Genomic DNA, 15054 nt, shown 5'->3' with positions numbered 1-15054 from the left:
AAGTCGATGTGGTCTTCGATCACCTGGGACCAAGAAAACGAAAAGAAGGCCTGACCCCTCAATCGGAATCAGACCTTCTTGGCGTTATTTATTTAGGCAGAAGCCTCAACTGCAGCCTGCTCAGCCGGAACGATGTTCACGATGCGGCGGTTGCGCTTGATAGCGAACTCAACAGCGCCTGCCTCGAGTGCGAACAGGGTATCGTCGCCACCGCGACCAACGTTCTCACCTGGGTGGAACTTGGTGCCGCGCTGACGCACGATGATCTCGCCGGCCTTAACCTGCTGACCACCGAAGCGCTTGACACCGAGACGCTTGGACTCGGAATCGCGACCGTTGCTGGAGCTGGAAGCACCCTTCTTGTGTGCCATGTGGTTTTCCCTCCTTCAGGGATGTAATAGCCGGTTAAGGCTTACTTGATACCGGTGATCTTCAGAACGGTCAGCGGCTGACGGTGGCCCTGACGCTTCTTGTAACCAGTCTTGTTCTTGTACTTCAAGATGTCGATCTTCGGGCCCTTGCCCTGCTCGACGATCTCAGCGGAGACGGAGACCTTCTCGAGGTCAGCAGCCTTTGCCTTAACGGTGGCGCCATCGACGAGCAGAACCGGGGTGAGAGCTACGGACGCACCCGGCTCACCCTCGATCTTCTCGACCTTGACGAGGTCACCTTCAGCAACCTTGTACTGCTTTCCGCCGGTCTTGACGATCGCGTACATAGAGGGTTACCCCTTATCTAAACTCGGCTCAGAAGCAGCAGGGTGAGCCACTTCTGAATGGACAATTACTTATTGCGTTTATACCTGGCGCTCACCTGCAGGAGCCCGCGTGAAATCCGCGACCCGACCCGCCGAGGCGCATTCGTGGTCTAAACAGCGACTGTCAAAGACTACCCCGCCACGGGCAGAAAATACAAACCGCGTATTTTCTGCCCCGCGTGGCGTTGACCTACTTTGCGCTGCGCCGTGCTACGCGGCGTCGCCCGCGTGTTCCCACCTTCGGGGTTTCGGCCGCCTCTGGCTTCTTGTCTGCTTTCTTGGCGACCTTTGCCTTTTCCTTGGGCTGAGCTGCGCTTTCCGACGTCTCCCCTGCCCCATTCTGGGGTGTCTTCCGGGCGACGACCTTACGCACAGCACGCTTGCGACCACGGCGGATTACCTTAGTTTCCTCTGTCGGCGTTTCCTCTGTTTTCACCTGCTCGGCTGCAGCCTGTGGAGCCTTAACTGTGGTGTGGCGAACTGCCCTGCGGCGACCGCGCGCACGCCTAGCTGCCGCCTTTGGTTTATCCTCTGCCCTCTGCTCCGGCTTCGCTTCCTCGGAGTGGTGCTCAGCCGGCGATAGAAAGTCCTGCGGCTGCGGGCGGTGATCCGAACGCGAGTTGCCACGGGTGCGACGCTTACGACGCGGGGAGGCCTCGAACTCAGCTACGGCTTCCTCGTAGGTCTGCTCAGACTTCCGCGGCTTGGACTTCTGCGGCTCGGACTTCTGCGGCTCAGACTTCTGGGACGCGTTGGTACGGGCGCTGCGACGGCGGCCACGGCCGCGAGAGCGCTTTTCGCCCTCGCCTTCACGCTGCTCCTTTTCTTGATTTTCAACCTGCGCTTCTACCTGAGCTTCCTCGTCGGCGACGTAGGAGTTGAACTCGGCGACGTCGTCAAGCTCAGCTGCATTATCGGCAGCTGCATAGCCGATGCGGGCGATATCATCCGCGGAGTCCTGTTGCTCCTTGTATGTGTGGCCCTCTTGGCGGTTAGAACGGCGGGAGCGGCGGCCGCGGCGCTGCTTGCGGTTGTTCTCCTGAGAATCGTTGTGCTCGCGCTTTTCGTCTTTGTCATCGTTGACAATAATGCCGGCGACGAGATCCTCGATGGAGGTCTTCTGTTCCTCATGAGACTCAGCGTCGTTCGAAGCTGCCGCGCGGGCTTCCTCGGCTTCCTCGTGGCGGTGCATGGCCACGGCAGCTGGGTGCTGCTGGGGATCGTGTTCTGGCTTGCGGCGCTCGCGACGCGGACGACGACCCTTGTGTTCGTGGGCGTCATTTTCCTGCTCTTCATCCACTGGGTACTCGTGGATGATGATTCCGCGTCCGTGGCACGCCTCGCACTCAGTGGAAAAGGTCTCGATGAGGCCAGTGCCCAGGCGCTTACGGGTCATCTGTACCAGGCCCAAGGAAGTGACCTCCGAGACCTGGTGGCGCGTGCGGTCACGGCCAAGAGCCTCCTTGAGGCGGCGCAGGACCAGCTCCTGGTTTTCAGGCAGGACCATGTCGATGAAGTCGACGACGATCATGCCGCCCAAGTCACGCAGGCGCATCTGGCGCACAATTTCCTCGGCTGCCTCCAGGTTGTTGCGGGTGACAGTCTCTTCGAGGTTGCCGCCGGAACCGGTGAACTTGCCGGTGTTGACGTCGATGACGGTCATCGCCTCAGTGCGGTCGATGACAAGCGTGCCGCCAGACGGCAGCCACACCTTACGGCTGAGCGCCTTGTGCAGCTGCTCGTCGATACGGTAGGTCACGAAGGCGTCCTCGCCACCGTGCTCGCGGGCGTCGTACTTCTCCACGCGGTCGGCCAAGTCGTGGGCCATGGAATCAACGTAGGCGCTGACGGTGTTGTAGGAACGGCGACCATCAACGATGAGCTTGGTGAAGTCCTCGTTGAAGAGGTCACGGACGACCTTGACCAGCAGGTCCGGCTCTTCGTAAAGGGTGACCGGCTTGGCGCCCTTGGTGGACTTCTCATGATCGGCGCGCTTGGTGATGTCCTCCCACAAGTTGTGGAGACGGTTCACGTCAGTTGCGATTGCTTCCTCTGACACGTTCTCCGCAGCGGTACGGATGATGGCGCCGCCGTCACCCGGGATAACGCGCTCGAGGATGCCCTTGAGGCGCTTGCGCTCAGGGACAGGCAGCTTGCGGGAGATACCTGCGCTGCGGCCACCTGGAACGTAGACCAGGTAACGGCCTGCCAGGGAAATCTGGGTGGTCAGACGTGCGCCCTTGTGGCCGATTGGATCCTTAGCCACCTGAACCAGGACTTGGTCACCGGACTTGAGTGCGTTTTCGATCTTGCGTCCGCGTCCGCCAAGGCCCGCGGCACGCCAGTCCACCTCACCGGCGTAGAGGACGCCGTTGCGTCCCTGTCCGATGTCGATGAAGGCAGCCTCCATGGAAGGCAGGACGTTTTGTACGCGGCCCAGGTAGATGTTGCCAATGAGCGAAGCTTGCGCCTCGGTGGTGACGAAGTGCTCGACGAGGAGGTCATCCTCGAGGACGCCAACCTGGGTGATGATGCCGGCGCCGTCGGTGCGCTCCTTGTCGCGGACGACCATAGTGCGCTCAACAGACTCGCGACGTGCGAGGAACTCTGCCTGGGAGACGATGTGCTGACGCACGCGGCCCTTCTCGCGCAGCTCTGCGCGACGGCGACGCTGCGCCTCAATGCGGGTAGAGCCCTTGATTGCCTTTGGCTCTTCGATGAGCTCTGGCTCATCGGTGTTGGTGCGGGCGTCTTGGCGTGAATCACTGCCGCCGCGACCACGGGAGGTACCACGGCTGCCACGACGGCGTCCGCCACCGCGGGATTCTTCCTTGTGAGAGTCGTCGTCTTCGCGGTCCTCGCGGTCGTCGCGACTGTCTTCGCGCTGCGCACGCGGCGCTGGCTTCTCAAGCTTCGGCGCCATGAAGATCGGCGCGAAATCGTAGACTTCCGGCTCGTCGTCCGGCATCGGGGTGATGACTGGGGCGTAGTCGTCCTCGTCGAAGTCATCACCGGCCTCTACGAGGGCTTCATGCAGCTTCTCGACGTCGACAGTGCCCGTGTCCTGCTGAACCTCACGGCCCTGGTACGTCTCACGGTTCTGGTACTCCTCACGCTGCTCTTCGGCGGCGTCGACAAGCTCTGCCTCGACTTTCTCCTCAATCTGGGAGATCTCGTTCTCGACATTCTTGCGAACGCGGTTGCGCAGCTTCTCGTCAGCAGTGGGGTCTTCCGTCTGCTCCTGAGCAGCCTTCTTGGTGGATTTCTTGACCGCGCGCTTCGTGGTCTTCTTGGCTGGTGCTTCTGCAGCAGCGTCAGTGTCCTTGGCCAGAGCGGCCTTGGCGATGATGGCGTCGAAGACTTGGCCAATCTCTTCTGGGGTCAGCGAGGACTGAGCGGCCTTCTTAACTCCGAGCTCTGCGTACTCGGCAGCGAGCTCTTTGGAGCTCAAACCGATTTGTTTGGCTACCTCGTGGAGGCGGGTCTTCGCGGCGAAGCTGGCCCTGTCAACTTTTTGGGCAAATGCTGCCGCCGCGGAGAGCGGGTTTTCAGTTGTAGTTTTTGTGTTTTCGTTCTTCTTGGTTTCAGTCTTTTTAGTCGCCATGCGGTGACGTTCTCCTGACAAATCAGCGGCACAATCCCCGGGCGCAGGCAACAAGATTTCTGTAACTGTTGTTTCAAACGTCTACTCGTTACCGCCGCCGCACGAGGGAACCGGAATGTATGGTGCGTTATTTAGTTTTCTTCCGTCCATTCTGGCACAACTTTGCTCTCGTCTGTGCTTTGCCGAACGCTCTTGTGATCTATCCTGTTGCCCATGGCGGAAATTGATGAGCGCACTGAGGGGCCCGAGGAAGGCGCAGACGCCACTGCGGAAGTCGCCAAACCTGTGGACACACCGCACACAGTGGCGCAGGCACGAGCGCTTAATGAACCATCAATCAAAGATTTGTTCATCACGAGCGTTCCCCTGTCGCTGGCCTTTGCGCTCTCAAGTTCCGATCTTCCGCATTACCCCGGCCAGTATGTGTTGGTAGGTATTTGCATCGTCTTGACGGTTGCCGCGGGCATAAACGTTGTTCGCAAAAAGCCGAAGCTCATTCAGGCCGCGCCCGAAGAATTCAAGTCGGGCGACTACTCTTCGCTTGCGTACATCGGGCCGTTTCTTCCCATTGCACTGCCACCCGTCCTGTGGGGCATGGACGATCTCGGGCTCCTCCCAGATGTGACCGTCTCCCCTATCCTTTTGAGCGTCGTGAAGGCAATCTACTTGGTCCCGGCCTTCTCCCTAGGCGCGTGGGCAAGTCTGAATGGCCCCTACCGCGTGGGGCGCAGGAGGATCCGCAAGACTTTGGAGTCCACTTCGCTTGAGGGAATCACTGTCACCACGCTCGATGCAGTGACAAAGCATGCAGACATCATTTCGTGTCTTGTGGCCGCAGGTGCGGTGGAGGGAAACATGGTGACCGCGGCACGCCTCACCAAACTGTTGGGTGTCACGCCAGCATTGGAAGAGCGCCTACGCGAGCTGGAAAAGGTCGGCGTGGTGAAGCTGCGCGGTGTGCGCCATTCCGATAACACTCGCACGTGGGATGTCACGCTGACCGAGTTGGGTGTGCGGAGCATGTATGAGGCGCGGAGGCGTTAGCCGAGGCTAGGAGCTGGTTGGCGACTGCGGAGTCTGCGGCTACTGGGGCCGCTAAGGCTTGGGCCGCGCATTTTGCCAAATAGTGCGCTGAAATGGGGTGGTTTTGGCGGCATATTTGGCAAATTGCGCCAACGCGGTGCAAATACGGCATCAGCGAAAGAGAAAGCGAAGGAGAAGGGGCGCCAAGCACGAGTAAAGCCCGCACTCGCCAAGCGAGTGCGGGCTAAAAGCTAGATGCTTTACAGGTTCGGGAACCAGATGGAGATCTCGCGCTCTGCGGACTCTGGGGAGTCGGAACCGTGGACGACGTTCTCGCCAACGGTCAGAGCGAAGTCACCGCGGATGGTCCCCGGGGTGGCCTTGGAAACTGGGTCGGTGCCGCCGGCCAGCTGACGCCACGCCTCGATGGCGCGCTCGCCCTCGACAACGCCGGCAACGAGCGGTGCGGAGGTGATGAAGTCAACGAGCTCGCCGAAGAATGGCTTGCCCTCGTGCTCTGCGTAGTGCTTCTTAGCGGTAGCCTCGTCTGCAACGCGCAGATCCATAGCAACCAGCTTGAGGCCCTTGCGCTCGATGCGGGCAATGATCTCGCCGATGTGGCCGTTCTTAACGCCGTCCGGCTTGATGAGAATGAGTGTACGTTCAGTCATGGGTGACATAGTACTAAAGCAATGGCGCATCGTCTTGCGCTAGGGGGTTTAAGTGAGCTGTCGCACGATTTCCTCGGCGTGCTCGTATCCCACCCCTTTAAACCACAGCTGAACTTGCTTGACCGCCGTGCCAAACTGACCGTTGTCAAGCAGGCGGCGAAGCTCCTCACGCTGGGATTCGTCAAGGTCTTCCACAGAGACCGCAGCGGCTGGCTTAGCCGATTGCATAAGCCCCAGAACGAGGAACACGGCTGCAGCAACGAGGGCCACGAGGGGCGCCCACGGCTGGCCGGTCATGGCACGCAAGATGAGGGCAGCGATGCAGCCCAAGGCCGCCAATGCGAAGTAGAGATAGCGCATGGTTGCTCAGTTTACGGCGAGACTAGCCGCGGTGCTGCGGGAGCGTGGCGTCGCCAGCAAAGAACTTGGGACCAATCCACAGCATCACGTAGACCAAGGCCACGAGGACGGGGACCTCTACCAAGGGACCCACCGTACCAGCGAGGGCTTGGCCGGAAGCCGCGCCAAAAGTGCCAATGCAGACGGCGATGGCCAGCTCGAAGTTGTTGCCGGCGGCAGTGAAGGACACGGCAGCCGCCTGCGCGTAGTTCATGCCGCTTAGCTTGGCCGTCACCAGCGCCACGCTAAACATCACCACGAAGTAGAGGAAGAGTGGAATTGCCACCTTCACCACGGACCATGGTTCAGAGGAGATCTGCTTTCCTTGCAGGGCAAAGAGCAGGACGATGGTGTAGAGCAAGCCGATGAGAGCCAGCGGCGAGATGCGTGAGATGAAGACGTCGTTGTACCACTGACGCCCCTTGAACTTCTCCCCCAGGATGCGGCTGAGCACGCCTGCCAGCAGGGGGATACCGAGAAATAACAGAACTGAGGTCACAATCGCCCAAAAGCTGAACTCGGCGGAGGTGGTTTCAAGGCCCAGCCAGGAAGGAAGAATGTGGAGATAAAACCAGCCCATGACACCAAACATGAAAACCTGGAACACGGAGTTGATGGCCACCAGCACTGCGGTGGCTTCGCGGTCGGCACAGGACAGATCAGTCCACACCAAGACCATGGCGATACAGCGGGCAAGGCCGACGATGACGAGGCCGGTGCGCAGCTCGGCGTCGTTAGGCAGGAACAGCCACGCCAGGGTGAACATCACCAGCGGGCCCACCAGCCAGTTGAGAATGAGCGAGACCGTCATCAAGCGCTTGTCGGCCGCGATTTCAGCAGCCTTGTCATAGCGAACCTTGGCCAGCGGCGGGTACATCATGACGAGGAGGCCAAACGCGATGGGAATGGAGATGCTGCCTACCTTGACGCTATCGAGGGCGTCGGAAAGCCCCGGCGCGGCATTGCCTAACAGAAGACCGAACCCCATCGCGAGCAAGATCCACAACGGCAGGAAGCGGTCAAGAATTGACAGTTTCACGGACATTTTCTCCGCGGCTTGAGTGGTCACAGCTTACCTTTCATATCGATTCCTATCGATATGAAAGGTAAGCCGTTCTATCGACAGTCGTCAATATATAATGGGTGCATGCCCTCCCCCAACCAAGAATGCTGCGCACTGGGCGCGAATCCGCTAACTGCCGAAGAAGCGCAGAAGTACGCCCAGCTATTCAAAATATTGGGCGACCCCGCCCGCCTAAGCCTGCTTTCCCAGCTGGCCACGGAAGGCTGCGGACCAGTCAGTGTCAATGACCTCACCAAATCTAGCGGGCTCAGCCAGCCCACCGTATCCCATCACCTAAAGAAACTCACCGAGGCCGGACTGCTCACGAAAGAACGCACCGGCCGCACCGTCACCCATACAGTTGTGCCCGCAGCCTTTGCAGAGCTGCGGGCAGTGCTCGACCTAGGTTAGTCGCTCCAGCCGGCACAAACAGCGGCACCCACAGCCCCCTCCACCAAATGGAACTTATGCAATTTCCGTAAAGGTACCCCTTTGCGCCACCCCCACCTCACACTAAGGTTAGGTTTACCTACGTTAGGTGTGCTTAATTTATTCACGCCAGTGAGATCCATTTTCGGCTCTTCCCACTGACACTTAAATTTTCATCTTCGTTCTCTCCCAAGGAGGATCAATGACTTCTCGCCGTGGCACACTTCTCGCCGCACTAGTGACAGCTTCTCTTATTCCGCTTGCGCCACCCGCGCTGGCTATCCCCGCCACGGACGGCCACCTGACCTGGGGAATCCGCGCCAGCTTCAACAACTACACCGGCGGTGCCACCTTGGTCAAAGATGGCGCCACGCGCAAAGGCAACGCTTTCGAATTCGAACTAACCGACCTCACTGTCGATAAGGCAGCGAAGCGAACCGAAGCGCAATTCAACGGCACGGTGGTCTACCGAAAGTACTGCAAAAACGCATCGAACCCGCTCGAAGGCCACTGCGACCTCGATCTCCACTTCGAGGATCCCAAGGTTGTGCTCTCTCCGGAAGAGTCGTATCTCGAAGCGACGGTCAGCTCACGCCAATACCTCTCCGGCACTACCTTCGCCCCTGAAAAGCCGGTAAAAATTGCGAAGCTCCAACCTCAATCGGCAACGCTGCGAGAAGCCAACGGCCGCGTCGATTGGTCGAATATTGCATCGACGCTAACCCCCGAGGGAAACACCATGTTCAGCAAGTTCTACACTGACGGCGAAGGCCTCGACCCAGTCTCCTTGAGCTATGCCGGTGAGGCCGCTCCGCTCAATACGTCTGGACCAACGCTGTCTACCGCGCAATGGGACTCGAAGGCAAAGTACGACGATGGCGTTCACCAGCTTTTTGAAGCCGGCCAGAACATCATCGTCTCCATGCCCAACGGACACGGTTTTGCGCTCCTCAACTCGGAGCTTAAAGAGCTCGCTTCCCGCCCCGCAGCCACGACCGACCGCAACATCGTGACCTTCGATTCCCAGCATTCGGTGCTTTACTACGGCGAGGGCTACGACTTGAAGGCAGTGGACGTCACCGCTGATTCATTGTCCGAGCCACGCACCGTCTTCACTGCTTCCCAGCCCATCTACGCCGTGGGATACCACCCAGAGACTGACACCGTAGCCGCAGTAGCTACCGGCAAGGATTATTCCTTTACCAGCGCAACTTTGGTCACCGGTACCAAAGGTTCGTTCCACGAAGCAGAGCTTCCCGACGCCGCGCAGCTCTTTGGCGATACCCCAGCTTCCGGCGGCGACGGCGCATGGGGCAATATCATTAGCACCAAAGACAACGCGGAACTCGTCCCCATGGAAGATGGAACTTTCTTGTACAACGGTGCCGTTGACATCATGCTCGACAACGAGGACAAATCCGCGAAGGGACTGCTCTATTCAATCAAGCCCTCCGCTACTGAGGTCGGTGACCGAGCAAAGTTTATGAAGGGCTCACGCCACGGCGACAACACTTTGTACATGAACTCATTGGTTAGCGATGGCTCCACCATCTACCGCTTCGACAAGAATCCGAACCGGGCCTCCGCCGTGGCACAGATCCTGCGCTACGATGCTGCCCACCGCGATGTAGTAGCCGTAACCGAGCCCACGCGCTCAGTGCTCCCGGGCTGGGCGTCGCTAGCTTTCGACGCCGAAGGCACGCCGATTCAACAAAATGGCGCAACAGGGGATCTCAACTGGCTCAAGCCGGGAACGTTTGAGACCACTGCTTCCTTCACCCTTCCAAACGGCCGCGAAACAACCAACGTGGCCAATGGTTCATTCATCGCCCGCAAGGACGGAGCCATTTTTGTCCCCACCCTCGATGAATCGCGCGGAGATTATGAGGAGTATTATGTGCTGCGCCGCGTGGATACTGCGGCCAAAGAACAGACCCCGCAGCCAACACCTCCGACTGAAAGCTCCCCGCAGCCGGTACCTCCGACTGAAAGCTCCCCGCAGCCAACACCTTCAGAAAAGCCCAAGAAGCCTTCGCCTTCCTCTTCAGCAGGGACTCCCCTCGCAGTACTGCTAGGCCTCTTTGCGGCAATCGCCGTTGCAGTCGGTGCTATCAAGCCGCTGCACTCATTCCTTCTCCAGGTCCAGCGAACGCTGGGGCTTTAACCAGATAAAGCCTGGTTATACAAGCAAAAGACGTCCTGCGTGAATCCCTGAAGGACAAGTAGGACGTCGTCTGTGCTTAAACTCGCAACACTTAACTCGACTTATTGAGGTGCTGGGTAGTGAGGTAGCCGCGCTTCATGCGCTCGACGATGATGCCGCGCATGTAGGAGGCCATCAGCCACAGCAGGCCGAAGATTATCATGATGGCGGCGATGGACCAGTGGATCATAAATCCTAAGACGATTGCCAGCACGTGCAGCGCAATCATGGCGTTGACAATCCACGGCTTGTTCATAAACGCGAAGCTCACCAAGAGAATCACGGCCATGCCGATGACCACCGAGTAATTGAAAGGTGTCCACAAGGTGCCGTCATAGAGCTTGTAGAGCAGCGGCAACGCGAGTACCAGCGTGAGCAGCTCCATGGTCAGGGAGCTGGCCACAACCATTCCGCCGAACTGCTTCAGCGGGTCCTTGACCGGGGCCTCACCTAGGCCAAGGGGGCTGATTTCCTCAGCGGGGACACTGTTGGGCACCCTGTTGGGCACACTGTCGCGGCGAGAGTCACTCATGCGGGATCCTTTCCAAACATCGCGCGGGCGTCGCCAGCGGTGACGACTGAACCCGTGATGACGATACCTGAGCCGGACTGAACTTCCGCGTCCTCCGCAAGCTCCACTGCTTGCGCGTAGGCGCCGGGCAGATCAGGCTCCACGTAGACGCGCTCCTCGCCGAAGATATCGCGAGCAAGTTCCGCAAGCTCATAGGCATCACGTGCACGAGGTGAAGAATTCTGCGTGATCACTACCTCCGTCAGGTAAGGCTCCAACGCGGTGAAGATGCCTTCGGCGTCCTTGTCCTCGAAGATGCCGAGCACGCCGATGAGACGTGCGAAGTCGAAGTCGCGATCCAGTGCCGCACCCAACGCCTTGGCGCCGTGCGGGTTGTGGCATGCATCGATGAAGGTCGTGGGGCTGGTGCGCACGCGCTCTAGGCGGCCGGGCGAAATAGCCTTGGCAAACCCAGTGCGCACGGTGGCAATATCGAGCGGTTTGCCAGACGATGCCCCGAAAAAGGCCTCGACCGCAGCCAGCGCCACGCCCGCATTCTTGGCTTGGTGCTCGCCGTGCAGCGGCAGGAAGACGTCCTCGTAGAGGCCGCCCAAGCCCTGAATGTTCAGCTGCTGGCCGCCGACCGCGATGCGGGACTCCAGCACGGCGAACTCGCTGCCGGAGCGCGCCACACCCGCGCCGACCTCCACCGCGCGGTTCAGGATCACCGTCATGGCTTCCTGCTCCTGCTCGGCGATGATGGCGATGTTCTCACGCGGGGCCAACACATCGTCCGCATCGACGTCGCGTGCCTTGATGATGCCGGCCTTCTCACCCGCGATCTCGGCGAGGGTATCGCCTAGGTAGTCGGTGTGGTCCAAGCCCACCGGCATGATGACGGAGACCTCGGCGTTGACCACGTTGGTGGCATCCCAGGTGCCGCCGAGGCCGACCTCGACCACGGCGACGTCGACAGGCGCATCAGCGAAAGCCGCATAGGAAATCGCCACGAGCACCTCAAACTTGGACATCAGGATGTCGGACTGCGCGTCCACCATCTCCACATAAGGCTTGATCTCATTCCAGATACGCACGAAGTCACGCGGGTGAATCGGGCGGCCATCGATGCCTATGCGCTCGGTGACCAGCTGTAGGTGCGGGCTCGTCACCAATCCGACGCGGCGGTGGAAGGCACGCAGCAAGGAGTCGATCATGCGGGAAGTCGAAGACTTGCCATTCGTGCCCGCGACGTGGATGACCTGGAAGGACTTCTCCGGGTTACCCAGCAAATCCATCAACGCCTGGATGCGTTCCAGACTCGGAGCGATCTGGGTTTCGGGCGCGCGGGCGTTGAGCTCGGCGTCGACAAGCGCTAGCGCTTCCAGTTCCTCCGGGCTGACCTCGATGGGAGCGGCTTCCTCGTACTCGTCTGCCGCGCCCATGCCGAGGTTGAGCTGCAGGCCGGACTCCGTGATCTCCACGGGTCCGCCCTCAGTGCCCTCCTGCAGGGCGTCGACGAGTTCGTATTCCTCGCGATCTTCTCGCTTGCCCACTACTTAAGTGCCTCCAAGCGTGCGGTGATGCGGTCGACTTCTTCCTGTGCCACCTGCTGGCGGGTGCGGATCTTCTCCACGACCTCGTCCGGAGCCTTGGCTAGGAAGGACTCATTAGCCAGCTTCTTGCCGGTCTGCTCGAGCTCCTTATTTGCCTTGGCCAGATCCTTTTCCAGGCGCTTGCGCTCGGCCTCGACGTCGACTGCGCCGGAGGTATCCAGTGCGACCTCGACGGTGCCCTGGGACAGGCGAACCTCGATGGAGGCGGACGCGGTGAAGCCCTCTTCCGGCACGGTGGTATTGGCCAGGTTGCGCACCAAGTTCTCCTGACCAGCCAGGTCAACGGAGGCGAAGTCCAGGCGACCAGGAACCTTCTGGGAAGGCTTCACGCCCTGATCAGAGCGGAAGCGGCGCAGCTCGGTGATGAGCTTGTCGGCGTCCGCGATACGGCGTGCGGCAACCTCGTCGGTGGCCACGCCACCGTTGGTATCAGCCGCGGTTGGCCACGGGGCAATCACGATTGACTCGCCGCCGGTAAGTGCCTTCCACAGGACCTCGGTGACGAAAGGCATGGTCGGGTGCAACAGGCGCAGGACGACGTCGAGGACGCGGCCCAAGACGATCTGGGTGTTATGGCCGGTCAGCCGCTCTGCGTCTGACGTATCTGCCGAATCGACGTCGCGCGGAATCTGGGACTTGGCAATCTCCAGGTACCAGTCACACAGCTCATCCCAGATGTAGTGATAGAGCAGCTCATTAGCCTTGGAGAACTGGTAATCGTCCAGGTAGGCGTCAAACTTGACGCGCACCTCTTCGGCGCGGTCCAGGATCCAGCGGTCGGCGTCGGTCAGCTCCTCGCGGGCCGGCAGCTCCGCCACGCCAGCGCCGTTCATGAGCGCGAACTTGGTGGCGTTGAACAGCTTCGTGGCAAAGTTACGCGAAGCCGCAGCGGCGTCGGAGCCCAGCGGCAGGTCGACGCCCGGGTTGGCGCCACGGGCCAGGGTAAAGCGCAGGGCATCCGCACCATAGTCGCGTACCCAGTCCATCGGGTCGATGCCGTTGCCCAGGGACTTCGACATCTTGCGGCCCTGCTCATCGCGGACGAGGCCGTGTAGGTAAATGTCGTGGAAAGGAATCTGCGGGCGGCCATCGCGCGCGGAGCCATCACCAGCGTTGAGCAGCTCTGGGGTCTGGACGCCAGCGAAGGTGCCGAACATCATCATGCGCGCAACCCAGAAGAACAGGATGTCGTAGGCAGTGACCAGCACGTTTGTTGGGTAGAACTTCTCCAGGTCCGGAGTCTTTTCCGGCCAGCCCAGCGTGGAAAATGGCCACAGTGCGGAGGAGAACCAGGTATCCAGAACGTCTGGATCCTGCTCGTAGCCTGCTGGCGGCTCCTCGTCAGGGCCGACGCAGACGATATCGCGGGTGGTGTTGCCCTCGGCGTCGGTGGTCTCCGGGCCGTACCAGATCGGGATGCGGTGGCCCCACCACAGCTGACGGGAGATGCACCAGTCGTGCATGTCGTCGACCCACTCGAAGTAACGCGGCTCGAGGGAGGTCGGGTGAATCTTGGTATCGCCCTCGCGCACGGCGTCGCCGGAGTACTTGGCCAGCTTTTCTACCGCCACGAACCACTGCAGGGAAAGGCGCGGCTCGACCGGCTCGCCGGAGCGCTCCGAGTGGCCCACGGAGTGGACGTAGGGGCGGATTTCCTTGACGATGCGACCCTGTTCGCGCAGCGCCTCTCGGATCTCCACGCGTGCTTCCTCGCGAGTCAGGCCATCGAACTTGGTGCCGGTGTTCGCGATGTGACCGGTGGAGTCCATGATGGTCGGCATGTCCAAGTTGTGACGCAGGCCCATCTGGTAGTCGTTCGGGTCGTGGGCCGGGGTGATCTTCACAGCACCGGTACCGAACTCCATGTCCACGTAATCATCAGCGATGACCTTGAGCTTGAGATCCTCGCGGAAGGGGTGAGCAAACTCCTGTCCCACCAGGTCCTTGTAGCGCTCGTCATCAGGGTGGACGGCAATCGCGACGTCGCCAAGCATGGTCTCCACGCGGGTGGTGGCCACGATGAGGTGTGGCTCGTCGTCGTTTAGCGAGCCGTAGCGGATGGACACGAGCTCGCCCTCGACGTCCTTGTACACGACCTCAATGTCAGAGACCGCGGTCTCCAGCACCGGGGACCAGTTGACCAAGCGGTGTGCCTGGTAGATCATGCCGGCGTCGAAAAGCTGCTTAAAGATGGTCTGGACCGCGCGGGACAGGCCCTCATCCAGGGTAAAGCGCTCGCGGGACCAGTCCACGGAGTCACCAATGGCACGCATCTGCTTCTGGATGGTGCCGCCGTATTCTTCCTTCCATTCCCAGACCTTGGAAATGAATTCCTCACGCTCGTAGTCCCAGCGCTTCTTGCCCTCGGTCTCCTTGAGCTTGGCCTCGACCTTGGTCTGGGTGGCGATACCCGCGTGGTCGGCGCCCGGCAGCCACAGGGTGGCATAACCCTGCATGCGCTTGCGGCGAATGATGGAGTCGATGAGGGTGTGGTCTAGGGCGTGGCCCATGTGCAGCTGGCCGGTCACGTTGGGTGGCGGCAGCACGATGGAATAAGGCTCTGCCTCGCTGGTGGCATCCGGGGTGAAGTAGCCTGCTTCCACCCAGGACTCGTAAAGGTCCTTTTCTACCGCCTGCGGCTCCCAGGACTTCGGAAGCGCGTCAGCCCGGTTAGTGCCTATTAGTTGCTCTTTATCTACAGCGTTGTTCTGCTCAGTCACCCGGACAAGTCTACCCTGTCGGTCAACTGGCTTTTTCACCCCCATTGGGCGAAATTGGCAC

General features: G+C 60.3%; 12 protein-coding genes. 3 read left to right on the top strand and 9 right to left on the bottom strand.

Annotation, left to right across the window (positions count from 1 at the left end; translation table 11 throughout):
• Positions 1–92: 92 nt before the first annotated feature.
• The 3 genes from rpmA to HMPREF3153_RS07440 all read right to left on the bottom strand — a co-directional run bounded on the left by rpmA (position 93) and on the right by HMPREF3153_RS07440 (position 4361).
• On the bottom strand, positions 93–371 hold the full coding sequence (gene rpmA, locus HMPREF3153_RS07450) for a 50S ribosomal protein L27 (RefSeq protein ID WP_005531747.1): 279 nt from the start codon (positions 369–371) through the stop codon (positions 93–95).
• 41 nt (positions 372–412) lie between these two features.
• Positions 413–718, bottom strand: a complete 306-nt coding sequence (gene rplU, locus HMPREF3153_RS07445; RefSeq protein WP_005531748.1) for a 50S ribosomal protein L21 — start codon at positions 716–718, stop codon at positions 413–415.
• Between the two features lie 229 nt (positions 719–947).
• Positions 948–4361, bottom strand: a complete 3414-nt coding sequence (locus HMPREF3153_RS07440) for a translation initiation factor IF-2 N-terminal domain-containing protein (RefSeq protein WP_070420474.1) — start codon at positions 4359–4361, stop codon at positions 948–950.
• 213 nt (positions 4362–4574) lie between these two features.
• Here HMPREF3153_RS07440 and HMPREF3153_RS07435 point away from each other — a divergent pair, with 213 nt between their 5' ends.
• Positions 4575–5405 carry a hypothetical protein gene (locus tag HMPREF3153_RS07435; RefSeq protein ID WP_052953189.1) on the top strand — a complete coding sequence of 277 codons (831 nt, stop codon included), beginning with the start codon at positions 4575–4577 and terminating at the stop codon, positions 5403–5405.
• A gap of 239 nt (positions 5406–5644) precedes the next feature.
• Here HMPREF3153_RS07435 and ndk read toward each other — a convergent pair whose 3' ends face one another.
• The 3 genes from ndk to arsB are packed head-to-tail and all read right to left on the bottom strand — an operon-like array spanning position 5645 to position 7499.
• Positions 5645–6055 carry a nucleoside-diphosphate kinase gene (ndk, locus tag HMPREF3153_RS07430; protein ID WP_070420473.1) on the bottom strand — a complete coding sequence of 137 codons (411 nt, stop codon included), beginning with the start codon at positions 6053–6055 and terminating at the stop codon, positions 5645–5647.
• A 48-nt stretch (positions 6056–6103) separates the two neighbouring features.
• Positions 6104–6415, bottom strand: a complete 312-nt coding sequence (locus tag HMPREF3153_RS07425; protein ID WP_046646203.1) for a hypothetical protein — start codon at positions 6413–6415, stop codon at positions 6104–6106.
• A 22-nt stretch (positions 6416–6437) separates the two neighbouring features.
• Entirely contained in the window at positions 6438–7499 is a 1062-nt protein-coding gene (gene arsB, locus HMPREF3153_RS07420; RefSeq protein WP_070420475.1) for an ACR3 family arsenite efflux transporter, read from the bottom strand.
• Between the two features lie 102 nt (positions 7500–7601).
• On the opposite strand from arsB, the gene HMPREF3153_RS07415 reads away from it, so the two are divergent.
• Together HMPREF3153_RS07415 and HMPREF3153_RS07410 are read left to right on the top strand one after the other, a co-directional pair.
• Positions 7602–7928: an ArsR/SmtB family transcription factor gene (locus HMPREF3153_RS07415; protein ID WP_070420472.1), complete on the top strand. Its 327-nt coding sequence runs from the start codon at positions 7602–7604 to the stop codon at positions 7926–7928.
• Positions 7929–8148: 220 nt separating this feature from the next.
• Entirely contained in the window at positions 8149–10110 is a 1962-nt protein-coding gene (locus HMPREF3153_RS07410; RefSeq protein ID WP_070420471.1) for an HtaA domain-containing protein, read from the top strand.
• 91 nt (positions 10111–10201) lie between these two features.
• On the opposite strand, the gene HMPREF3153_RS07405 is transcribed toward HMPREF3153_RS07410, so the two are convergent.
• From HMPREF3153_RS07405 to HMPREF3153_RS07395, 3 genes are read right to left on the bottom strand one after another with little or no spacing between them, the layout of a single operon-like run.
• Entirely contained in the window at positions 10202–10681 is a 480-nt protein-coding gene (locus tag HMPREF3153_RS07405; protein ID WP_049064231.1) for a DUF4233 domain-containing protein, read from the bottom strand.
• Positions 10678–12213, bottom strand: coding sequence for a bifunctional tetrahydrofolate synthase/dihydrofolate synthase (locus tag HMPREF3153_RS07400; protein ID WP_070420470.1), 1536 nt, complete (start codon positions 12211–12213; stop codon positions 10678–10680). Before HMPREF3153_RS07400 ends, HMPREF3153_RS07405 begins: the two co-directional genes overlap by 4 nt.
• On the bottom strand, positions 12213–15038 hold the full coding sequence (locus HMPREF3153_RS07395) for a valine--tRNA ligase (RefSeq protein WP_083280971.1): 2826 nt from the start codon (positions 15036–15038) through the stop codon (positions 12213–12215). Before HMPREF3153_RS07395 ends, HMPREF3153_RS07400 begins: the two co-directional genes overlap by 1 nt.
• Between the last annotated feature and the right edge of the window lie 16 nt (positions 15039–15054).

The organism is Corynebacterium sp. HMSC06C06, assembly GCF_001807295.1.
GTDB lineage: Bacteria > Actinomycetota > Actinomycetes > Mycobacteriales > Mycobacteriaceae > Corynebacterium > Corynebacterium striatum.
This window is presented reverse-complemented; position numbering and strand designations above follow the sequence as displayed.

Excerpts from the sequence above, each read along its gene's own strand:
- rpmA (WP_005531747.1), bottom strand. The coding sequence starts at position 371 with ATGGCACACAAGAAGGGTGCTTCCAGCTCCAGCAACGGTCGCGATTCC.
- rplU (WP_005531748.1), bottom strand. The coding sequence starts at position 718 with ATGTACGCGATCGTCAAGACCGGCGGAAAGCAGTACAAGGTTGCTGAA.
- HMPREF3153_RS07440 (WP_070420474.1), bottom strand. The coding sequence starts at position 4,361 with ATGGCGACTAAAAAGACTGAAACCAAGAAGAACGAAAACACAAAAACT.
- HMPREF3153_RS07435 (WP_052953189.1), top strand. The coding sequence starts at position 4,575 with ATGGCGGAAATTGATGAGCGCACTGAGGGGCCCGAGGAAGGCGCAGAC.
- ndk (WP_070420473.1), bottom strand. The coding sequence starts at position 6,055 with ATGACTGAACGTACACTCATTCTCATCAAGCCGGACGGCGTTAAGAAC.
- HMPREF3153_RS07425 (WP_046646203.1), bottom strand. The coding sequence starts at position 6,415 with ATGCGCTATCTCTACTTCGCATTGGCGGCCTTGGGCTGCATCGCTGCC.
- arsB (WP_070420475.1), bottom strand. The coding sequence starts at position 7,499 with ATGTCCGTGAAACTGTCAATTCTTGACCGCTTCCTGCCGTTGTGGATC.
- HMPREF3153_RS07415 (WP_070420472.1), top strand. The coding sequence starts at position 7,602 with ATGCCCTCCCCCAACCAAGAATGCTGCGCACTGGGCGCGAATCCGCTA.
- HMPREF3153_RS07410 (WP_070420471.1), top strand. The coding sequence starts at position 8,149 with ATGACTTCTCGCCGTGGCACACTTCTCGCCGCACTAGTGACAGCTTCT.
- HMPREF3153_RS07405 (WP_049064231.1), bottom strand. The coding sequence starts at position 10,681 with ATGAGTGACTCTCGCCGCGACAGTGTGCCCAACAGGGTGCCCAACAGT.
- HMPREF3153_RS07395 (WP_083280971.1), bottom strand. The coding sequence starts at position 15,038 with ATGGGGGTGAAAAAGCCAGTTGACCGACAGGGTAGACTTGTCCGGGTG.